Origin of the sequence: Pantoea sp. SIMBA_079, from assembly GCF_046940275.1 — a bacterium.
Lineage (GTDB): Bacteria > Pseudomonadota > Gammaproteobacteria > Enterobacterales > Enterobacteriaceae > Pantoea > Pantoea borealis.
The window spans coordinates 170872-192426 of record NZ_JAWRYR010000006.1 but is presented as its reverse complement, the minus strand read 5'-3'; the positions used below and the strand labels follow the sequence as shown (position 1 = coordinate 192426).

The window sequence follows — 21555 nt, the reverse complement described above, 5'->3', positions numbered from 1 at the left end:
AGATGGAAAATGTCGTCATTATTGATGCCGCACGCACACCGATGGGTCGCTCTAAAGGCGGTGCCTTTCGTCAGGTGCGGGCAGAGGATCTCTCAGCGCATCTGATGCGGGAGCTGCTGAGCCGCAACCCGGCGATCGACCCCGCTTCGCTGGATGATATTATCTGGGGCTGCGTGCAGCAGACGCTGGAGCAGGGGTTTAATATTGCGCGCAATGCCGCACTGCTGGCGGAAATTCCGCACCGCGTGCCCGCCAGCACGGTAAACCGTCTCTGTGGTTCATCCATGCAGGCGCTGCATGATGCTGCCCGCGCCATCATGACCGGCGATGCGCAGACCTGCCTGATTGGCGGCGTTGAGCATATGGGCCATGTCCCGATGAGCCACGGCGTTGATTTTCATCCCGGCCTGAGCCGGACAGTGGCAAAAGCTGCCGGCATGATGGGTCTGACGGCAGAAATGCTGGCGCGCATGCACCATATCAGCCGCGAGCAGCAGGATGCGTTTGCTTTCCGTTCGCATCAGCGCGCCTGGGCGGCAACGCAGCGCGGCGATTTTGCCCGGGAGATCATTCCCACCTGGGGACATGACGCTGATGGCGTGCTGAAGCGCTATGAAAGTGATGAGGTTATTCGTCCTGAGACCAGCCTCGAGGGATTAGCCGCACTGCGCCCGGCGTTTGATCCGGTTAGCGGTACGGTTACCGCCGGCAGTTCATCCGCGCTCTCCGACGGCGCTGCCGCGATGCTGATCATGAGTGAAAGCCGCGCCCGTGAGCTGGGTGTGACGCCGCGCGCACGTATCCGCAGTATGGCGGTAACCGGCTGCGATCCTTCAATTATGGGATACGGCCCTGTGCCCGCCAGCAAACTGGCGCTGAAACGCGCCGGACTCAGCGTAGCGGATATCGGGCTGTTTGAACTCAATGAGGCTTTTGCGGCGCAAACCCTGCCCTGTATTAAAGATCTGGGGCTGCTGGAGAAACTGGATGAGAAAGTCAACCTGAACGGGGGTGCCATTGCACTGGGGCATCCGCTGGGCTGTTCCGGGGCGCGTATCAGCACCACCCTGCTCAACCAGATGACTCAGCATGACGTACAGTTTGGCCTGGCAACGATGTGTATCGGGCTGGGTCAGGGCATCGCTACAGTATTCGAACGTATATAAAACTGAGACCTGTGAATCGCACGTGTTCCCGCCCTGCCGGGCGGGTTTTTTTACGGCTGCGTCTCAGATAAACGCAAAGGCGTCGCCATACATCTGCGCTTCCAGCGCGCCGCGCTCGCTGCAGAAACGTTCACGGGCAATTTTTGCCATCTCAAAGCGTCCGGCAATATAGATATCATGTCCGCTCAGATCCGCATGATCCTGCATAACGGCGGTCAGTACCGTACCGCTGCGCCCCTGCCAGCCATCCGCAGGCTGCTCAACCACCGGGATCACTTTGAGATTCGGGTGTTTCACCGCCAGCGCTTCCAGTTCGTCCATATCGTAGAGGTGCTGCAGTTCACGTCCGCCCCAGTAAATGGCGATATCGCGATCGGGCTGCTGCGCCAGCGCGGTCAGCAGCAGTGAGCGCGCGTAGGAGAAACCGGTGCCGCCGGCGATCAGAATCACCGGCCGCTCGCTCTCTTCCCGCAGCCACGCATCGCCGTGCGGCATATCAATCGTTACCTGCCGAACGCTTCTGATACGATCCATCACGGCCATGGCGTAAAGATTGAGATCGGATGCCCCAATGTGCAGCTCAATAATCTCTTTTTCCATTGGCGTTGAGGCAATGGAGAAAGGACGCTTGTCGCGTTCATCCATGACCACCATCAGATACTGACCGGCGCGAAAGCTAAATTCCGCTTCCGGGATCAGGCGAACGCGATATACCGTGTCGGTAATGGCCTCAACCGAAGTCACTTTGCAGCTTAACGTCGTCATAATTGCCCTTTCTTATGGTTCTCTGCTGCCGTCAGCGCTGCGGCGGTTCGGCAAAGATTGCTAACTCATCCCAGATTGCATCAATGCGCGCGGTAACCGCCGGATCTTTGACGATCGGCGTGCCCCATTCGCGCTGCGTTTCACCGGGCCATTTATTGGTGGCATCCAGCCCCATCTTTGAGCCCAGCCCCGAGACCGGTGAAGCAAAGTCGAGGTAATCGATCGGCGTATTCTCTACCAGTACGGTATCGCGCGCCGGATCCATACGGGTGGTAATCGCCCAAATCACATCATTCCAGTCACGCGCGTTTACGTCATCGTCACACACAATAACAAATTTGGTATACATAAACTGACGCAGAAATGACCAGACGCCAAACATCACGCGCTTGGCATGCCCCGCGTACTGTTTTTTAATCGTCACTACCGCCAGGCGATAGGAGCAGCCCTCAGGCGGCAGATAAAAATCGACAATTTCCGGAAATTGCTTGATTAAGATTGGCACCAGCACTTCATTCAGTGCCACCCCCAGTACCGCAGGCTCATCGGGTGGACGGCCGGTATAGGTGGAATGATAGATTGGTTTACGCCGCTGCGTAACGTGCGTAACGGTAAAAACCGGAAAGCTGTCTACTTCATTATAGTAACCGGTATGATCGCCATAAGGGCCTTCCGGCGCCATGTCGCCCGGTTCAATGTAGCCTTCCAGCACGATCTCCGCGCTGGCAGGCACTTCCAGATCGCAGGAGACACATTTTACCACTTCGGTTTTGTTGCCGCGCAGCAGCCCGGCAAAGGCATATTCCGAGAGCGTATCCGGCACCGGTGTGACTGCGCCCAGTATGGTGGCGGGATCGGCACCCAGCGCCACTGCAACCGGAAAACGTTCACCGGGATGGGCTTTGCACCACTCCTGAAAATCGAGCGCGCCGCCGCGGTGTGACAGCCAGCGCATAATCAGGCGGTTTTTGCCGATGACCTGCTGGCGGTAGATCCCGAGGTTCTGGCGCTCTTTATGCGGCCCGCGCGACACGGTCAGCCCCCAGGTAATCAGCGGTGCCGCATCGCCCGGCCAGCACTTCATCACCGGAATACGCGACAAATCGACCTCATCGCCGCTGAAAATCTCTTCCTGACAGGGTGCATTACGCAGGCGCTTTGTCGGCATATTCAGCACCTGTTTAAACTGCGGCATCTTATCAAAGAGATCGCGGAAGCCTTTGGGTGGCTCTGGTTCTTTCAGAAACGCCAGCAGTTTACCGACGTCGCGCAGTGCGCTGACCTCCTCCTGCCCCATGCCCATGGCCACGCGCTTTGGGGTGCCAAACAGGTTACACAGCACCGGCATGTCATACCCTTTAGGGTTTTCAAACAGCAGCGCCGGGCCGCCGGCACGCAGCGTGCGGTCGGCGATTTCGGTCATCTCAAGTTCAGGATCGATCTCCTGAGTGATGCGCTTGAGCTCGCCACGCTGTTCCAGCAGCGAAAGAAAATCTCGTAAGTCCTGGTATTTCATGTGGCTTCATTTTTCCGGCCAGAGTGAATCGGGAAATCGTGCAGATCCGTAATGGTCTGGCAGTCTGATACAGATGCGCCCTGGTCGTCAATTCTCTTGCCGCAAAGCGCGCAGATAACGCACTAATCAGAAAATTCGCAGAGAATTTCTCTGGCCGGCACGGTATACGCCAGCCGATACGCTATAACTCTGACTGCAGGTTTGTTATTCTTGGCATCCATTATTTGGGAGCAGTTATGGAATCCTGGTACTTACTCTATTGCAAACGTGGACAGCTGCTGCGCGCTAAAGAACATCTTGAGCGTCAGGCGGTGACATGCCTCAGTCCAACGATCGCGATGGAGAAACTGGTGCGCGGTAAACGCACCACCGTCAGTGAACCGCTGTTCCCTAACTATCTGTTTATCGAATTCGATCCGGAAGCGATCCATACCACCACCATCAGCAGCACGCGCGGCGTCAGCCATTTTGTACGCTTTGGCGCTATGCCCGCCACGGTGCCCTATGAAGTGATTGAAGCGCTGCAGACCGATACACCGCAGATTGTTCTGGACCCTGAAACGCCGCAGTCGGGCGATGAAGTGCTCATTACCGACGGTACATTTGAGGGGTTACGGGCTATTTTTGCCGAGCCCGACGGTGAAACCCGCTCGATCCTGCTGCTGAATCTGCTGAATAAGCAGGTGATGCGCAGCGTGGATAACAAACTGTTCCGTAAGGTTTAAGCCAGCCTGAACAGCTGACGTGCGTTGGCGTCAGCCTGCGCACTCAGCGCCTCCGGCGTCTCTCCGCGCCAGCCCGCCACCTGCTGCACCAGATGAGGCAAAAAGCAGGGTTCATTGCGCCGTGAGGCCGGACGGGGCCGCATGTCGCGCGGCAGCAGATAAGGCGCGTCCGTCTCCAGTAATAAACGCTCAGCCGGGATCAGCGGCAGCATCTCACGCAGTGCCATCCCGCGGCGTTCATCACACACCCAGCCGGTAATGCCCACGGAGAGGCCCAGCGCCAGACTGCTTTCCAGCTCTGCGCGCGTGCCGGTAAAGCAGTGCACCACTGCTCCTGCCAGCTTCGGCAGCCACGGCTCCAGCACCGCAACAAAGCGATCGTGCGCTTCCCGGCAGTGTAAAAACACCGGCAGCTGCAGCTCGGCTGCCAGCGCCAGCTGGGCATCAAATGCATATTCCTGCTGCTGATGTGCAGCCAGATTACGGTTGAAGTCGAGGCCGCACTCTCCGATGGCAACCACCTGTTCGCTCTCTGCCAGACGGCGCAGCGTACTGGCTGTTTCTGCTGACCATTCACTGGCGTGATGCGGATGAACGCCGGCCGTAGACCAGCAGTAGCCGGGATGCTGTGCTGCCAGCTGTCGTGCCTGCTGGCTCTCCAGCGCGTTCGTGCCGGTAAGCAGCATGCCGGTGACACCTGCTTCACGCGCGCGCTTTACCACCTGAACGCGATCTTTTGCGAATTGCGTGCTGGTCAGGTTTACACCGATATCAAACATCTCTTTCCCCCAAATAAAAACCGCCCGGCAGGCGGGCGGTCTGTAAAACGCTTCACCCCGTGCGCAACGGGGTGTCCTGCGTAAACGCGATCAGGAGTCTTCCTCTGCCGCGCTACGCCCTTTACCCACGTAGTAGCGGGAAAAGAATACGCCGACTTCAAACAGGCAGTACATCGGAATAGCGAGCAAAGTTTGGGAAAAAACGTCTGGTGGTGTGAGCAGCATCCCAACAACGAAAGCGCCGACCAGGATATAAGGCCGTTTTTTTCGCAGGTCGTCTGGCGTGGTGATCCCGGTCCAGCAAAGCAGCACGATGGCTATCGGCACTTCAAACGCGACGCCAAACGCCATAAACAGCGTCATGACAAAGTCGAGATAGTTAGTGATGTCAGTCGCAATGGTGACGCCCTGCGGCGCGGTTTTGGCAAAAAAGCCAAACGCCAGCGGAAAGACAATAAAGTAGGCAAAAGCCACACCAACGTAGAACAGCAGCGTGCTGGAGAACAGCAGCGGCATCACCAGCCGGCGTTCGTGCCGGTAGAGCGCCGGGGCGATAAACGCCCACACCTGATAGAGGATCACCGGGACGGCCAGAAACACCGAGACGATAAGGGTCAGCTTGATCGGTGTAAAAAAGGGCGAAGCAACATCCGTGGCAATCATACTGGCGCCAACTGGCATCTGGCTGATCAGCGGCGCGGCGATCGCGTGATAGATATCATTAGCGAAATAGACCAGACAGATAAAGATCGCAAACACGGCGATGATGCAGTTCAGCAGACGCTTACGCAGCTCGATCAGATGGCTGATGAGCGGCTGGGTATCTTCAACAGCCATGGTTATCGTTCATCTTTTGCAGAAAGGGGAGTGGATGAGTGCGCCGCATCAGTCCGATCGCTGACGGTTTCTGCGGCAGCAGGTGCCTGCGCCGGTGCGCTGGCGTGATGTTCTGCCTGCGCCGGCGTGACAGCAGCAGCAGCCGGAGGCACATCAGGCTTAACCGCGGCGGGCTGATGAATCGTATTGGCTTCATCTTCCGCTTTTTCGATATCAATACTCTGCTGAACAGATCGCTTCATGGAATCAGCGGTTTTGCGCAGCTCTTCCATTGACTGCTTCAGCTCCGGAGAGAGCGTTCCCTTTCCCGCTTCTTCCACTTTTGTCAGGCTGTCCTGCAGCTCCTGCAGCTTTAGCTCTTGTGCCAGCTCATGCTGCACATTCGCCGCCAGCGAGCGAATTGCCCGGATCCAGCCCACTACCGTTTTTACCGCCACCGGTAAACGCTGCGGCCCGAGTACAATCAGGCCGATCACGAACACCAGAACCAGTTCACTAAAGCCAATATCGAACACAGTTACACCTTACTTATCCCGCGGCTGATCTTTGTTCACCGGGTCATGCTGTTTATCCGCCAGCGTTTTGGCATTGAAGTCAGCATCCTGCTCTTTAGGCAGATCTTTTTTCTCATCGTCATCACTCATCGCCTTTTTAAAGCCGCGAATGGATGAGCCCAGATCTGAACCGAGGTTGCGCAGTTTATTGGTGCCGAACAGAAGTACAACGATGACGGCAATAATGATTAATTGCCAGATACTGATACCGCCCATGAGATATGCCTCTGAAATACTTAATAAAACGAAAAACTGTAATGTGGCGGGCCGGGAAACCGGCTCCGGCCTGCGACATTACGCGATTTGCCCCAGGCAAACAATTAGTTTGTCTTGCGCCAGCCCACCAGCCAGGTCACGATGCCCGCCGCCATCAACAGCGCCGGGAAAAAGTCCCAGTCAGGCCGGCTCAGCAGTACTGCCGTCCCGCTTAACAGCAGCGTGGCTCCCACGCCAAACAGGTAGCGCGACTGGTGATGCCGGGTACGCTGCGCGTTCATTTCATTCACCAGTTTATCGACGCTGTGCTGCAATAACTTATGCTGGCGCATACTGTCGTAAAACAGCTCCGGCAGCTCCGGCAGTTTCTCAGCCCAGAAAGGCGCTTTCTCTTTCACCTTACGCACCAGCGCCGGAAGACCGATCTGATCTTTGATCCACTCTTCCAGGAACGGCTTCGCGGTTTTCCATAAATCGAGCTGCGGATAGAGCTGACGTCCGATCCCTTCAATATAGAGTAGCGTTTTTTGCAGCAGCACCAGCTGCGGCTGTACTTCCATATTAAAGCGACGCGCCGTGTTGAACAGATTCAGCAGCACGTGACCAAATGAGATCTCCGCCAGCGGCTTCTCAAAAATCGGTTCGCAGACGGTGCGGATAGCAAACTCAAAATCTTCAACGTTGGTATCAGGCGGCACCCAGCCGGAATCCACGTGCAGTTCCGCTACCTTGCGGTAGTCGCGGTTAAAGAACGCAATAAAGTTTTCGGCCAGATAGCGCTTATCTTCTTTGTTAAGCGATCCCACAATCCCGCAGTCGATGCCGATATATTGCGGATCTTCCGGACGATCGTAACTGACAAAAATGTTGCCCGGATGCATGTCGGCGTGAAAGAAGCTGTCGCGGAATACCTGGGTAAAGAAAACCTGTACGCCGCGTTCCGCCAGCAGCTTCATATTGACGCCGTGCTGCTCCAGCGTGGCAACATCGGAGATCGGGATCCCGTAAATCCGCTCCATCACCAGCATGGTTTCGCTGCAGTAATCGGAGTAGACCTCCGGTACATAGAGCATGCGGCTCTGATCAAAATTACGGCGCAGCTGAATCGCATTGGCCGCTTCCCGCAGCAGATTGAGTTCATCAATCAGCGTTTTTTCATAATCGCGCACCACTTCCATCGGACGCAGCCGGCGGCCATCCGGCAACAGGCGCGGCACCCAGCGTGCCAGCCGGTAGATCAGCTTCATATCCGCTTTGATTACCGGCAGGATATCAGGGCGGATCACTTTGATGACCACTTTGCGGCCGTTGGATTTCAGCGTGGCGGTATGGACCTGGGCAATAGAAGCGGAGGCGAGCGGTTTGATATCAAAATCGTCAAACCAGGTCTCAACCGGACCGCCAATTGAGCGCTCAATCTGCGCTTTGGCTTTCACCCCGTCAAAAGGCGCGACGCGGTCCTGCAGGATTGCCAGTTCGTCGGCAATTTTTGGCGGAAACAGATCGCGACGGGTTGAGAGCATCTGACCAAACTTGATCCAGACCGGGCCAAGCTGCTCCATTGCCAGACGCAAACGCAGGCCCAGCTCCGCCTCTTTATGCTGGTTAGGGATCCAGAATACGCAGCGCCGCCACAGCCGCAGCGGCAGGGTGATGCGCATGTGGGGTATGAGCTCATCCAGCCCGTAGGTCAGAAAAATTTTGATAATAAAATATAAGCGCCGAAGTTCTCCGAGCGTCATTTCGCCTCCCGCTGTGCCAGACGTGCCTCAAAGGCGTTTAGTGAACGCTCCATTGCTTCAACCTCTTCTGCAAACCAGGCCAGCTCCAGCGCACCCGGCGCCAGCCGCCACTCTTCGGTTAGCACCTGACTGAGATAGTCCTGACGGCGCGTAACCTGCTGCTGCGCGAAAGCCAGCGCCCGTCTGCCGGCCTGACTGATACCCTGTGCTGCAATATCACCGGTCCAGGGCGCGAGATACTCTGCCGGATCGAGTTCAGCCAGATCCATTAACGCGGAGAACTGCTGCACCACCTGCAGATCGCCCTCAACGTTCAGCTCGCCGCTGCGGATCAGTCCGGTCAACTGCTGGCGATCGCGCAGTTTAGGCAAGGTGCTCAGGCGCAGGCTGACGCTGCAGTCGCTGCTGTCCTGCCAGTCGCCCAGCACGTCCAGTCGCGTTTCGCTGAATACCAGCACGAGAGGAAAATCGAGCTCCTGCAGGCGCAGCAGCAGCACTTTGCCTGCCAGGCGCTGCCGGGCGGCTTTCAGACTCCGATCGCGATAAAGTACACGATTCAGCGCGGTTTCAAGCGCGCCGGTAATAAGAGGGGTTAGCGTCATGATCACTCAGAACTTAAAGCCACGATGCAGCGCGACAATGCCGCCAGTCATGTTGTGATACGTACTGTTTTCAAAACCGGCGTCGTTCATCATCGCTTTCAGGGTTTCCTGATCGGGATGCATACGAATAGACTCAGCCAGATAGCGATAGCTCTCAGCATCATTCGCTACCAGCTGCCCGATACGCGGCAGAATATGGAAGGAATAGGCATCATACGCCTTGCTCAGCGGATCCAGCACCGGTTTAGAAAACTCCAGTACCAGCAGACGACCGCCCGGCTTCAGCACGCGAAACATGGAAGCCAGCGCTTTCTCTTTTTCCGTGACGTTACGCAGGCCAAACGAGATGGTAATGCAATCAAAATAGTTATCCGGGAACGGCAGGGCTTCTGCATTCGCCTGCACATAGCTGACGTTGCCGGTGACTCCGAGATTACGCAGTTTTTCACGGCCCATTTTCAGCATTGAGCTGTTGATATCAGCCAGTACCACCTGCCCGGTTTCCCCCACCAGGCGGGAAAATTTCGCCGTGAGATCGCCGGTGCCGCCTGCAAGGTCGAGCACGCGCTGACCGCGACGCACGCCGCTGCTGTCAATGGTAAAACGTTTCCATACGCGATGGACGCCGAACGACATCAAATCGTTCATCAGGTCATATTTTGCCGCAACGGAATGAAACACGTCCGCGACTTTGTCGGCCTTTTCACTTTTTGCTACAGTCTGAAAGCCAAAGTGAGTAGTTTCCTGCTGTGATTCATCTGCCATCGGTTTTACCTGTTCCACAAATAATTCTCTCCGAAGTGTATCAGAGTCGCGCGATCCGAGCACGTTGCCGCCGGTTATTCATTGATACGGCGCACTTCTGCCGCCGTTTCTGCGTCATCCTCTGCCCAGCGCTCATCCGCTTCATCCGGCAGTGCCTGCTGCACCAGCTGCGGATTAATGGGCCGCTTAACTTCTACGCCCAGCGACTTAAATGCCTCGCTCTGAGCGATAAGATTGCCGCGCCCTTCTGCCAGCTTTTTCATCGCCTGCTGATAGCTCTGCTGCGCCTTTTCCAGATTATGACCGATGCCGCTCATATCATCGACAAACAGCCGCATTTTGTCATAAAGCCGGGCGGCGCGATCGGCAATCCGCTGGGCATTGCGGCTCTGGTGTTCATAGCGCCACAGATTATTAATAGTACGCAGCGCCACCAGTAGCGTGGTCGGACTGACCAGCATGATATTCTGCTGCAGCGCCTCGCTAATCAGCTCCGGCTGACGATCAATGGCCAGCAAAAATGCAGGCTCTACCGGTATAAACATCAGCACATAATCCAGCGAGCGTAAACCGGGCAATTGTTGATAATCTTTTCGTCCCAGCAGACGAATATGACCGCGCATCGCCGCAACATGATCCTGAATAGCCAGCTCCCGCGCGGCATCATCCTCAGCGTTAAAGTAGCGCTCATACGCGACCAGCGTCATTTTGGCATCAACCACCACGTCTTTGCCCTGCGGCAGCCGCACAATCACGTCCGGCTGCATGCGCCCCTGCTCCAGCGCGATGTTAACCTGGGTTTCATACTCATACCCTTCGCGCAGGCCCGACGCCTCCAGCACCCGGCTCAGCACCACTTCGCCCCAGTTACCCTGAATTTTATTATCGCCTTTCAGCGCTTTAGTGAGGTTCAGCGCCTCCTGCGCCATCTGTGCGTTGAGCTGCTGCAGCTGGCGGATCTCATACGTCAGCGTATGACGCTCACGCGCCTCCTGACCGAAACTTTCATTAACCTGACGGCGGAAGCCATCCAGCTGATCGCGCAGCGGCGCAATCAGGCTGTTCAGACTCTGACGGTTTTGCTCATCGACACGACGACCGCTGTTTTCAAAAATGCGGTTCGCGAGATTTTCAAACTGGGCGCTCAGGCGCTGTTCACTGTTGGTCAGCAGCCGCTGCTTCTCTTCTGCAGCAAAACGCGTCTCTTCCAGCCGGATGGTCACCTCGCGCAGCTCCGCTTCCTGCGCGCTATTGACCTCAAGCTGATTACGCAGCTCACGACTGAGCTGTTCACTTTCAGCACGCCAGTAATCCAGTTGCTGCAATCGCTCCTGCGCCCCGCTCAGGGTGCCATGCAGCTGCCGCAGCTCCTGTTCACGCTGCCGGAGCTGTTGCTGCAGCTGCTCCTGTTCCTGCTGCTGACGCCGCTGTGCCGCTTCCAGCAGGCGATGCTCCGCGGTTATGCTGGCGTGCTGCTGACTGGCACGCAGCTGCGCCAGCAGCCAGCCGATACCCAGACCGGCCAGTGCCAGTACAAGCGTGATAATAAGTTGCTGATCCATGATCCCCCCGCGCCTCGCGATGCTCAGGGGAAAGGTAAGGTTGGCCTGGCGGAATGTCTACTGAAATCTCTGGCTGCCAGGCCGCAGGAGGTCAGCAGGTTCTGACCGTGAGTTCGCCCGCTTTCCAGGCGTCGATCAGGAAAAATGGCATCGGCAGCACCCATTCGCTCTCATTCACCAACCGTGCCGGATAACAGCAGCTCTGGCCGCCCCAGGCGATTTCAACCTGCTGCGTACCGTTATGGGGGGCCGTCACCTTACCGGTCATGCTGGCATAACCGGCGTTACTGCCGACGTGAAAATGTTCTGTCTGCCAGCGAACGGGCGCATGTGCCGGCCACGGCTGCGCCTGATGAAAATGAAAAAGGTCATCGTGACTGAGCAGGCTGGCGCGAACGGTGGGCCATAGCGCCACTTTGAGGAAATATTGATCGGTAAAGCGCTGACTGCCGGTGTAGTGCGCCACAAAGTCGCGCATCTGCTGCGCAAGGTTGCGGAATATGCCGTGACAGCCGCCCCACATACCGGCCAGCAGCAGCTCGGTGTGGGTAAAGTAGTCGCGCATATGATGAAACCAGAACGGCGAGTCGAGCCAGGCCTGTACCGCCGCGGCTTCACGCTCCGACAGCAGCGAGTCGGCGTCGCGGATGATAAAGCGTCTGACCGCAGGATCATCCATGACCAGAAAGCGCCAGAGCGTAGGCTGGATCTCTTTTTCATCAGACATATCAACCAGCTGCGCCCCGGCGTGCTGCAGGCGCTGCCAGACGTGCTGCGGCACGCTCGCATCGAGATACACGCGGCAGTGCCAGGCCGGATAGAGCTCGCGCGCGACCTCAACGTTTTTAATCAGCGTTTCGCAGTAGCGCGGCTGATTGCCATACAGGCTGAACGCAATACTGTTTTCAGCCGGATTGTGCGGGTTAAACGCGGGCGGCGCATCAGCCGGAAACGGGTGCTTTTGTCCGGCAGAAAAGCGGGCGTCAGAATGCATCAGCGAAGCCTGGCCGTAGCGTGCCACCTCATCCGGCTTCTGCAGCCAGCCGCAGACTTCAGTCAGGCCATCCAGCCAGGTCTCTGATGCCTGCGCACGCTGCGCGTCAGGGGCCTGGCAGATCTTCTGATAAACGTTGTACGACTTTTTATAGTCACCGGTGCGCATCAGCGTCAGGGCATAGTCGCTGAGCACCTGCATATTATGTGGCATCACCCGCAGTACCGCTTCACAGCACTGGCGTGCCCGCGGGTAGTCGCCGTCGGCCATGGCCTGGCGAAACTGCGCGGCGGCGTGTTCAACGCGCGCCTGCGCAGCAGCAGAGTTATTGACAGAGGCGGAACGGGGAGCGGAGAAGGTTTTGCGCATATAAGGGATCCCAAAGTTCGCTGAATAGGTGCGCATCCTGATTCGTCAGCGGCTGAGTTCCCTGTGAGGCTGGTCCCGCATCCATTACCGACTGGCGCGCTACAACAAGCGACGCGCGGCTTCAACCACGATTTTCACGGCGTCGCTCTCGGTCTGCTTCATGGTCGCCGCGTCCGGGATCTCTTTTTGCGTACGGTTCACAATGACGCCAGCCACCATGCCGGCACGCAGTCCCTGACTGGCGCACATGGTTAACAGTGTAGCGGATTCCATCTCATAGTTAAGCACGCCCATCGCCTGCCACTCCTGCATGGAGCCCTGGAAGCGATTCACCACGCGCCCGGAAAAGGTGTCGTAACGCTCCTGCCCCGGGTAGAAGGTGTCAGAAGAGGCGGTGATGCCGATATGGGTACGCGCGCCGCAGTTTTCTGCTGCCGCGACCAGCGCCGTGGTACAGGTAAAATCAGCCACGGCCGGAAACTCCATCGGCGCAAAATGCAGGCTGGCACCATCAAGGCGTACTGAGGCGGTGGTGACCAGCACATCGCCCACGTTGATGTGCGGCTGAATGGCACCGGTGGTACCCACGCGCAGGAATGTCCGGACGCCAAGCTGCGCCAGCTCCTCTACTGCAATCGAGGTTGAAGGACCACCGATACCGGTTGAGCAGACGACCACCGGCTTGCCGTCGATCTCCGCCAGCCAGGTGGTAAATTCGCGATGTGACGCCAGATGCTGCGGGTTATCCATCAGCGCAGCAATTTTTTTCACCCGCTCCGGGTCGCCCGGGACGATCGCCAGCGTAGCGCCTTTCAGGTCAGCTTTAGTGATACCAAGGTGGAAAACGTCAGACTGGGTCATATCAGACTCCTGCTTATTAAGTAGTGTGACGCGCACTCTACGTGAGGCAGCGCGACAAATATGTGATGCCACTCACTTCAAATAATGAAAGTTACATTAGCAACCGCTTCATTTGTGATTTTAATCACAATATGACGCGCCATTTCGCCTATTTGTCAGCTACCGTGCTGCGTAAGCTTGAGTAGCAATGTTAATACAGAAACCGCATCTGAAAATCTGTTCCTTTTTACCCTGTAAACGTCCGGCCATCATGACCAGGCTATAGTTACCTGATTGCGCACCTGCCAGCACGGAGAGAACCATGAAAACCACAGACAATATGGCACAAGAGTCGGCCCCGGGTGGCTTCGCCTCAGCGGCGCAGCCCGCTGCCAGCAGCACAATAATTACCCAAAGCGATGCGATTCAGTGCGGCGAAACTTCCATTCCCAGCCAGGGTGAAAATCTGCCTGCCTGGTATGCACGTCCTAAGTCATTCAGCGGTACGCTGCCAGTAGTACTGGTGGTCCAGGAAATTTTTGGCGTACATGAACATATCCGCGATCTGTGCCGCCGCCTGGCGCTGGAGGGCTATCTTGCCGTGGCGCCGGAGCTCTATTTTCGCGAAGGCGATCCGCAGGAGTATCACGATATCCCGACGCTGCTCAGCGAGCTGGTAAGCAAAGTGCCTGACAGCCAGGTACTTGCCGATCTCGATCACGCAGCAAACTGGGCGGCACGGCACGATGGCGATATTCGTCGCCTGGCGATCACCGGCTTCTGCTGGGGCGGTCGGATCAGCTGGCTGTTCGCCGCGCACAATCCTCAGGTGCGTGCCGCAGCCGCATGGTATGGCCGTCTTGAAGGAGAAAAAACGCTGAAGCAGCAGAAACATCCGATTGATATCGCCGTCGATCTGAACGCGCCGGTGCTCGGCCTGTATGGCGGCCAGGATGAGGGCATTCCGCTGGAAAGCATCGACAAAATGCGTCAGGCGCTGCATGCCGCAAATGCGAAAGCGGAAATTGTGGTCTATCCGGACGCCGGACACGCGTTCAACGCCGATTATCGTCCGGGCTATCATGCGGAATCCGCCCGGGATGGCTGGCAGCGTATGCTGGCCTGGTTTAAACAGTATGGGGTGGCCCCTGACGCATAACGTTATCCGGGCGCTCAGGCGCCCTTTTTCCTGCGCGACCGGCTTCAACGCCCGCGTTCGTTGCCGGCAACAGGCAGCGCCTCACTTCATTTAGCCATCCAGATGTTTACACCGCCACAATCTGCGGGTAGTGTATAGCTTACCGCGTCATCCGTTTTGTCCCGCTGCAAAGGATTCTCATGATCGAACTCAAACACCTGCGAACGCTGCAGGCGTTACACAACACCGGCTCGCTTGCCGCCGCGGCGGCGCAGCTGCACCAGACGCAGTCTGCCTTATCGCATCAGTTCAGCGATCTGGAGCAGCGCCTCGGCTTCCGGCTGTTTGTGCGTAAAAGCCAGCCGCTGCGCTTTACGCCGCAGGGTGAGATCTTGCTGCAGCTGGCAGAACAGGTGCTGCCGCAGATCCAGCAGGCGCTGCAGGCGTGTCATGAGCCGCAGCAGCAGGCCACGCTGCGCATCGCCATTGAGTGCCACAGCTGCATTCAGTGGCTGACGCCTGCGCTGAACAACTTCCGCAAGAGCTGGCCGCAGGTCATGATGGATTTTAAATCCGGCGTCACCTTTGATCCGCAGCCGGCGCTGCAGCAGGGTGAGCTTGATGTGGTGCTGACCTCGGATATTCTGCCGCGCAGCGGACTGTTTTATACGCCGATGTTTGATTTTGAGATGCGGCTGGTGCTGGCGCCCGATCATCCGCTGGCGCAGCGTACGCATATTACGCCGCAGGATTTCGCTGATGAAGTGCTGATGATCTACCCGGTGCAGCGCCAGCGTCTGGATGTCTGGCGTCACTTTCTGCAGCCCGCCGGCGTCAGTCCGGCGCTGAAAAGCGTGGACAATACGCTGCTGCTGATTCAGATGGTTTCGGCGCAGATGGGGATCGCCGCTCTGCCTCACTGGGTCGTTGAGAACTTTGAAAAGCAGGGACTGGTGGTAACCAAAACGCTGGGCGACGGTCTCTGGAGCCGGCTCTATGCTGCCGTACGTGAAGGTGAACAGCGTCAGCCCGTGCTGGAAGCGTTTGTGCGCTTTGCCCGTCAGCACGCCTGCGATCATCTGCCGTTTGTGCGCGACGCTTCACAGCCGGGCGCGGTATTGCCTGGCGCATCCTGATGGTCGGGCGCGGCGGGCACGCTCCGCGCTGTTATCCCCGCCCCGCCTGCACTATAATGCGCCGCCTTTACTGCTTACCCCGGAGAGTTTCACCATGACCAATAACGATGTTCTGCGCAGCGTGCGCTATATGCTTGATCTGAGCGATAGCAAAGTGGTGGAGATTTTTGCCCTTGCGGGAAGCGATGTGCCGCTGGAGGATGTGCAGGCCTGGCTGAAAAAAGAGGATGATGCCGCGTTTCGCAAACTGCCTGATGTGCTGATGGGCTATTTCCTCAACGGCCTGATCTACCATCGTCGCGGCAAAAGTGACGATGCGCCGGCGCCGTCCATTGAGCGTCGCATGAGCAATAACGTCTTTCTGAAAAAGCTGCGTATCGCATTTGCGCTGAAAACCACGGATATTCCTGACATCCTGCTGAAAGCCAATTTCAAGGTTTCACAGGGCGAAATCGGCGCTATCTTCCGCAATCCGGATCACAAAAACTATCGCGAATGTGGCGATCAAATTCTGCGTAATTTCCTGAAAGGGTTAACGCTTATCCAGCGTCCGGGAACGCCGGCGAAGAAAAGCTGATCGCATGGCGCAGCCTGAAGGCTGCGCCCGCACGTTCTCAGGTGTGACGCCTGCCGATCACCCAGCGTTTATGCACATAGAGTGAAGCAAAGATCACCGCCGCGCCCGCAATAAAGCTCGGCCAGTGCGGCTTCTCCTGCCAGATCGCCAGATTGACCAGCAGCCCCGCCGGGACGTGCATATTGTTCATAATGCCCAGCGTGCCGGCATCCACCTGCGTGGCCCCGTAGTTCCACATAAAATAGCCCAGCCCGGATGCGGCAACGCCCAGCCATATCAGCACGCTCCACTGCAGCGTGGTAGTGGGCAGTTTCTGCGGATTGCCCCACAGCGACCAGGCGAGCGCGGCAATCAGCACCGCACCCAGATAGAACCAGGAGAATGCGGTATGCTGCGGCATGGGCCGCGTCTCCTGCAGCCGCTTGTACCCCACCATGCCGACAGCAAAGCAGAGGTTCGCCGCCTGCACCAGCAGCAGACCCAGCCAGAAATGCTCGCTGACTTTGTCATAGCGAATAATGGCTGCACCCGCTACCGCCAGCAGCGCGCTGAACGCGTAACCAATACGCAGCGGACGCCTGCTCAGCAGATCATAAATCAGCGTGATATAGAGCGGCGTCATCACCGTAAACAGCAGAAACTCAGACACGCTCAGGTAGAGATAGGCTTCAAAACTGAGCAGATACATAATGCCGAGCTGCAGCATTCCCACCAGCATATAAAGCAGCAGCGTTGATGCCCGGTAGCCACGCCAGCGCAAAAACGGCAGAAAAATCAGTGCGGCCAGACCCAGGCGCATCAGCACGGAAAACCAGCTATCAACCTGACCTGCCAGGTATTCGCCAATCAGACTGAAAGAAAAAGCCCACAAAACAGTGGTCACAATAAGTAACAGCACGGTACACCACTCCCCGATAAACAGACGCGCTAGTGTAATCAAACCCGCGTGAACCAGCTGAATAATCTGGTTTACAACTGATTATATTTAACTCACTCGCGGCAGGCGGCTGCAGATATGCCCTGGTCAGCGGTTTACGCTCAGACACATTTTCCGGTCAGGATGCGCATTAACCGCGGGTGCAAACGCAGCAAAATGCGCGAAATCCAACATTTCCTGGTTTTTTTCGCTCCTGATTGTCATAAAACTGTAACATATGTGTCACACGTCACAGTAACGGGCAGCAACCATCTCTATTCTTTGCGCGATATGGAAACACCAGGTTTCCTTTGCGCTTATGCGTATTTCTGTCCCAACCTGCTGGGAAATTCATAACTATTCTGCGCCCCGGAGGGCCACACTCATGCTGAGTATCTTTAAACCTGCACCGCATCAGCCTCAGGTGGCTGACGATCGTGTTGATCCGCTTTATCGTCGGCTGCGCTGGCAGATCTTTCTCGGGATCTTTTTTGGCTATGCTGCTTACTATCTGGTACGCAAAAACTTCGCGCTGGCGATGCCCTATCTGGTGGAACAGGGATTTTCACGGGGGGATTTAGGGTTTGCCCTCTCCGGTATCTCTATTGCGTACGGCTTTTCCAAATTCATCATGGGTTCCGTTTCCGATCGCTCAAATCCGCGCGTTTTTCTGCCGGCGGGCCTGATCCTCGCTGCCTCGGTCATGCTGTTTATGGGTTTTGTACCCTGGGCGACCTCCAGCATTATGGTGATGTTTGTGCTGCTGTTCCTGTGTGGCTGGTTCCAGGGAATGGGCTGGCCGCCGTGTGGCCGCACCATGGTGCACTGGTGGTCACAGAAAGAGCGCGGCGGTATCGTCTCCGTGTGGAACTGCGCGCATAACGTCGGGGGCGGTATCCCGCCGCTGCTGTTTCTGCTCGGTATGGCGTGGTTTAACGACTGGAAAGCCGCGCTCTATATGCCCGCCTTTGGGGCGATTCTGATCGCGCTGTTTGCGTTTGCCATGATGCGCGATACGCCGCAATCCTGTGGCCTGCCGCCGATTGAGGCGTGGAAAAATGACTATCCGCCTGATTACAGTGAGAACCATGAACAGGAGCTGACCGCAAAGCAGATCTTTATGCAGTACATTCTGCCCAACAAGCTGCTGTGGTATATCGCGCTGGCAAACGTCTTTGTCTACCTGCTGCGCTACGGCATTCTCGACTGGTCGCCAACCTATCTGAAAGAGGTCAAACACTTTACGCTGGATAAATCCTCCTGGGCCTACTTCCTGTATGAATATGCGGGCATTCCGGGAACGCTGCTGTGCGGCTGGATGTCAGACAAAGTGTTCAGAGGCAATCGCGGCGCGACCGGCGTGTTCTTTATGACGCTGGTGACTATCGCTACCGTGGTCTACTGGCTTAACCCGCCGGGCAATCCGGGTATCGATATGCTCTGTATGATTGTGATTGGCTTTCTGATCTACGGTCCGGTGATGCTGATTGGCCTGCACGCGCTGGAGCTGGCACCGAAGAAAGCTGCCGGCACCGCAGCGGGCTTTACCGGCCTGTTTGGTTATCTGGGCGGCTCTGTAGCAGCCAGCGCTATTGTTGGTTATACCGTTGATTTCTTTGGCTGGGATGGCGGATTTATGGTGATGATCGCCGGCTCGGTACTGGCAGTGGTGCTGCTGCTGCTGACCATGATCAACGAACATAAGCATAAAAAACAGCTGGGATAAGCGAGGCGGGCCGGGATGCACTACCGGCCCGTTTTTTTACTCCAGAAAGAGTTTACGCAGCGTGTGCGGCACCGCATCGTCCGCGTTGCTGCCAATGATCTCCAGCGACGGCAGCGTATCCTTCAGACGCTGCTGTCCGTTATGCATGATGCAGCCTTTACCGGCCATACTCAGCATCTCCACATCATTCATGCCATCCCCGAATGCGATGCACGCCTTCAGCGAATGGCCCAGCTGTTTCGCGACTGCCTCCAGCGCATGTCCTTTCGACACGCCGCCCGCCATGACTTCCAGACAGGTTGGCAGCGAAAAACTGACGTTAACGCGATCGCCCCAGCGTGCTTCAATCGCCTGCTCAAGCGGCAGCAGACTGGCCGGATCGCTGCTGGTGAAGAAGACCTTACTGATGCCGTCGGTGGGCAACATTCCCGGTTCATAGAGCTGATACATAAACTCCGACTCCTGAAAGTAGTCCTGCTCATCGGGATGGTGACGGCTCATAAACCACTCATCATCGCGATAAACATGGGTCAGGATATTTTCATCCTGATATTTCAGGGCGTAGAGCTCGCTGGCGATATCGCTGTCGAGATTGTGGCTGAAGATCAGCTCGCCTGCGGCGTTATGCACGCGCGCGCCGTTGGAGGTGATCATATACGCCGGAATGCCGAGTTTGTCGCGCATTTGTCCCACGTCGATATGATGACGGCCGGTGGCAAAAACAAAATGGATATCACGCGCCACCAGCGCCTGCAGCGTGGTACGGGCAAACGGCGTCAGACGATGTTGCGGAGAGAGCAGCGTGCCATCCAGATCGGATGCAACGATGTGAAACATGGAAACCTCGGGTTGTAATAGCGGAAATAACGTCAGCTGAGATGACGGGCAAAAAAATCCACGGTGGCATTGAGCGCTTCAGCGCGCATTGCATCTGACTCAAACAGAATTTCATGTCGCGCGCCTTTAATGACGCGTGGCGCATTACCTTCACAGGGATGCCCGGCAGCGGCCAGTGCCTGGCAGAAGAGATCCTGTGAACGGTTGTCCACCACATCATCTTCGCTCGCCTGCAGCAGCAGCAGCGGCGTGGTGATATTTGCCGCCTGACGCATAATATTGCGTCCGGCCTGCACGCCTTCGCGTACCCAGTGATAGGTAGGGCCGCCGACGCGAATAGCCGGATCGTCAGCATAAAAGCGCAGATTGCGCCGGTAACGCTCGCGGCTGTGCGTCAGGCGGTTAATGCCAAACGGATGCGCGCGCCAGCGTCCGGTGCCAAGCGCGTATCCGTCGCGCAGCGCCGGTCGCTTCTCTGCCCAGTCAAGAATACGGTGTGCCAGAAAGGGCGGCAGCGGCAGCACAATACCAAACATCGGTGCGCACAGCACCGCCGCATGAAATGCCCGCGGCTGCCGGGCCAGAAAAAGCGCGACAATCGCGCCGCCCATTGAGTGTGCCAGTACATAGCGCTGCTGATAATGCTGACTGACAATCTCTTTCAGATAGAGGGTTTCCAGATCGTCGACGTAGTCACTGAACTCCACCACATGGCCACGGTGGGAATCGGCCAGCAGCCGCTCAGATCGTCCCTGCCCGCGATGGTCAATAATCACCACGTCATAGCCACAGTGAAACAGGTCGTAGGCCAGCTCGGGATACTTGATATAACTTTCAATACGCCCCGGCACAATCAGGATCACGCGCGTGTGCTGCGGAGAGGTAAAGCGCACATAGCGCAGGGTAAGATTACCGGTGCCGGTGAACTCACACTCTTCCCGCTGCCGCCAGAAGTCGAGCAGCGGGCCGGTAGCAAACGCCGCAAAAGCGCGTTCGCGTCTTAGCCAGCTCTCTTTATGATGCTGCATCTGCCCCTCCCGGAGAGTTCAATCCGCCCTGCTGGTATGCCATAGCGCAGCGCAATTTTCTGGCGTATTGTGTCATACTTCGCTCGCTTCAGGGAATGTCACGCATGACTACAGAATGGTGGTTAACCTACCTGCTTACCACAACCATCCTCAGCCTTTCGCCAGGCTCAGGCGCTATCAATACCATGAGCACCGGTATCAGCCACGGCTACCGTGGCGCGGCCGTGTCGATTACCGGCCTACAGCTCGGACTGGCGGTACATATTGTGCTGGTAGGGGCCGGACTCGGCGCGCTGTTTTCGCAGTCACTGCTGGCGTTTGAAATCCTGAAATGGGCCGGCGCAGCCTATCTGATCTGGCTGGGCATTCAGCAGTGGCGGTCCGCAGGCAGTCTCGATCTGAACGCCGTTGCCAAAGCGATGCCGCGTCGTCACCTGTTTCAGCGCGCGCTGCTGGTTAACCTGACCAACCCCAAAAGCATCGTATTTCTTGCTGCGCTGTTTCCGCAGTTTATCCTGCCCCATCAGCCGCAGCTGATGCAGTATTTCATCCTCGGCGTGACAACGATTGTGGTCGATATCATCGTGATGATTGGCTACGCCACGCTGGCGACGCGCATTGCGGGCTGGATCAAAGGCCCCCGGCAGATGAAGCTGCTGAACCGTATTTTTGGCGGATTGTTTATGGCGGTCGGCGCGCTGTTAGCCAGCGCGCGCAGAATAGCGTAAAAAGCGGCCGGGTGTGCAGTCAGCCACACCCGGCGCA

The 21555-nt window shown here is 57.0% G+C and carries 22 protein-coding genes; 7 read left to right on the top strand and 15 right to left on the bottom strand.

The features are described from left to right. Nucleotides 1-2 precede the first annotated feature (2 nt). Nucleotides 3-1166, top strand: coding sequence for an acetyl-CoA C-acyltransferase FadA (fadA, locus tag SB719_RS10960; RefSeq protein ID WP_304234847.1), 1164 nt, complete (start codon nt 3-5; stop codon nt 1164-1166). 63 nt (nt 1167-1229) lie between these two features. Here fadA and fre read toward each other — a convergent pair whose 3' ends face one another. After that, nucleotides 1230-1931 (bottom strand): NAD(P)H-flavin reductase, encoded by a 702-nt coding sequence (gene fre, locus SB719_RS10955; protein ID WP_304234849.1) that lies wholly within the window; start codon nt 1929-1931, stop codon nt 1230-1232. Between the two features lie 31 nt (nt 1932-1962). Beyond that, nucleotides 1963-3447, bottom strand: a complete 1485-nt coding sequence (ubiD, locus tag SB719_RS10950; protein WP_039381814.1) for a 4-hydroxy-3-polyprenylbenzoate decarboxylase — start codon at nt 3445-3447, stop codon at nt 1963-1965. A gap of 236 nt (nt 3448-3683) precedes the next feature. Here ubiD and rfaH point away from each other — a divergent pair, with 236 nt between their 5' ends. Further along, the gene (rfaH, locus tag SB719_RS10945; protein WP_039381813.1) at nt 3684-4172 is read left to right on the top strand and encodes a transcription/translation regulatory transformer protein RfaH; all 489 of its coding nucleotides are present in this window, start codon (nt 3684-3686) and stop codon (nt 4170-4172) included. Here rfaH and tatD read toward each other — a convergent pair. The 10 genes from tatD to udp all read right to left on the bottom strand — a co-directional run bounded on the left by tatD (nt 4169) and on the right by udp (nt 13453). After that, on the bottom strand, nt 4169-4951 hold the full coding sequence (gene tatD, locus SB719_RS10940; RefSeq protein ID WP_314687799.1) for a 3'-5' ssDNA/RNA exonuclease TatD: 783 nt from the start codon (nt 4949-4951) through the stop codon (nt 4169-4171). The two genes, rfaH and tatD, sit on opposite strands and share 4 nt — an antisense overlap. 90 nt (nt 4952-5041) lie before the next feature. Then, complete coding sequence (gene tatC / locus SB719_RS10935; RefSeq protein ID WP_412159228.1) at nt 5042-5788, bottom strand: Sec-independent protein translocase subunit TatC; 747 nt, start codon at nt 5786-5788, stop codon at nt 5042-5044. Nucleotides 5789-5790: 2 nt separating this feature from the next. After that, nucleotides 5791-6303, bottom strand: a complete 513-nt coding sequence (tatB, locus tag SB719_RS10930; protein WP_065647783.1) for a Sec-independent protein translocase protein TatB — start codon at nt 6301-6303, stop codon at nt 5791-5793. Nucleotides 6304-6312: 9 nt separating this feature from the next. Next, nucleotides 6313-6558 carry a twin-arginine translocase TatA/TatE family subunit gene (gene tatA, locus SB719_RS10925; RefSeq protein ID WP_065647784.1) on the bottom strand — a complete coding sequence of 82 codons (246 nt, stop codon included), beginning with the start codon at nt 6556-6558 and terminating at the stop codon, nt 6313-6315. 104 nt (nt 6559-6662) lie between these two features. Then, nucleotides 6663-8300: a ubiquinone biosynthesis regulatory protein kinase UbiB gene (ubiB, locus tag SB719_RS10920; protein WP_065647785.1), complete on the bottom strand. Its 1638-nt coding sequence runs from the start codon at nt 8298-8300 to the stop codon at nt 6663-6665. Then, nucleotides 8297-8902, bottom strand: a complete 606-nt coding sequence (gene ubiJ, locus SB719_RS10915; protein WP_065647786.1) for a ubiquinone biosynthesis protein UbiJ — start codon at nt 8900-8902, stop codon at nt 8297-8299. Before ubiJ ends, ubiB begins: the two co-directional genes overlap by 4 nt. Before the next feature lie 6 nt (nt 8903-8908). Beyond that, nucleotides 8909-9667: a bifunctional demethylmenaquinone methyltransferase/2-methoxy-6-polyprenyl-1,4-benzoquinol methylase UbiE gene (gene ubiE, locus SB719_RS10910; protein ID WP_039381797.1), complete on the bottom strand. Its 759-nt coding sequence runs from the start codon at nt 9665-9667 to the stop codon at nt 8909-8911. A gap of 74 nt (nt 9668-9741) precedes the next feature. Next, a complete protein-coding gene (gene rmuC, locus SB719_RS10905; protein ID WP_314687794.1) occupies nt 9742-11229 on the bottom strand; it encodes a DNA recombination protein RmuC in 1488 nt (495 codons plus the stop codon). 91 nt (nt 11230-11320) lie between these two features. Then, on the bottom strand, nt 11321-12592 hold the full coding sequence (locus SB719_RS10900; protein ID WP_304234963.1) for a tetratricopeptide repeat protein: 1272 nt from the start codon (nt 12590-12592) through the stop codon (nt 11321-11323). Between the two features lie 99 nt (nt 12593-12691). After that, entirely contained in the window at nt 12692-13453 is a 762-nt protein-coding gene (gene udp / locus SB719_RS10895; RefSeq protein ID WP_065647788.1) for a uridine phosphorylase, read from the bottom strand. Nucleotides 13454-13754: 301 nt separating this feature from the next. Between udp and SB719_RS10890 the strand changes: the two genes are divergently transcribed. The 3 genes from SB719_RS10890 (at nt 13755) to SB719_RS10880 (ending at nt 16283) form a co-directional block, all read left to right on the top strand. Then, on the top strand, nt 13755-14591 hold the full coding sequence (locus tag SB719_RS10890) for a dienelactone hydrolase family protein (protein WP_293004909.1): 837 nt from the start codon (nt 13755-13757) through the stop codon (nt 14589-14591). Between the two features lie 179 nt (nt 14592-14770). Then, entirely contained in the window at nt 14771-15706 is a 936-nt protein-coding gene (gene metR / locus SB719_RS10885) for an HTH-type transcriptional regulator MetR (RefSeq protein ID WP_065647790.1), read from the top strand. A 94-nt stretch (nt 15707-15800) separates the two neighbouring features. Continuing rightward, complete coding sequence (locus SB719_RS10880) at nt 15801-16283, top strand: DUF1456 family protein (RefSeq protein ID WP_065647791.1); 483 nt, start codon at nt 15801-15803, stop codon at nt 16281-16283. A gap of 37 nt (nt 16284-16320) precedes the next feature. On the opposite strand, the gene SB719_RS10875 is transcribed toward SB719_RS10880, so the two are convergent. Then, nucleotides 16321-17181, bottom strand: a complete 861-nt coding sequence (locus SB719_RS10875) for a carboxylate/amino acid/amine transporter (RefSeq protein WP_065647792.1) — start codon at nt 17179-17181, stop codon at nt 16321-16323. Nucleotides 17182-17584: 403 nt separating this feature from the next. Between SB719_RS10875 and glpT the strand changes: the two genes are divergently transcribed. Beyond that, nucleotides 17585-18925, top strand: a complete 1341-nt coding sequence (glpT, locus tag SB719_RS10870; RefSeq protein ID WP_065647793.1) for a glycerol-3-phosphate transporter — start codon at nt 17585-17587, stop codon at nt 18923-18925. Between the two features lie 36 nt (nt 18926-18961). Here glpT and yigL read toward each other — a convergent pair whose 3' ends face one another. Together yigL and pldB are read right to left on the bottom strand one after the other, a co-directional pair. Continuing rightward, the gene (gene yigL / locus SB719_RS10865; RefSeq protein ID WP_304234867.1) at nt 18962-19762 is read right to left on the bottom strand and encodes a sugar/pyridoxal phosphate phosphatase YigL; all 801 of its coding nucleotides are present in this window, start codon (nt 19760-19762) and stop codon (nt 18962-18964) included. Between the two features lie 32 nt (nt 19763-19794). After that, nucleotides 19795-20790: a lysophospholipase L2 gene (gene pldB, locus SB719_RS10860; RefSeq protein ID WP_065647795.1), complete on the bottom strand. Its 996-nt coding sequence runs from the start codon at nt 20788-20790 to the stop codon at nt 19795-19797. A gap of 104 nt (nt 20791-20894) precedes the next feature. Here pldB and rhtB point away from each other — a divergent pair, with 104 nt between their 5' ends. Beyond that, nucleotides 20895-21518, top strand: coding sequence for a homoserine/homoserine lactone efflux protein (gene rhtB / locus SB719_RS10855; protein ID WP_304234870.1), 624 nt, complete (start codon nt 20895-20897; stop codon nt 21516-21518). Nucleotides 21519-21555: the final 37 nt, after the last annotated feature.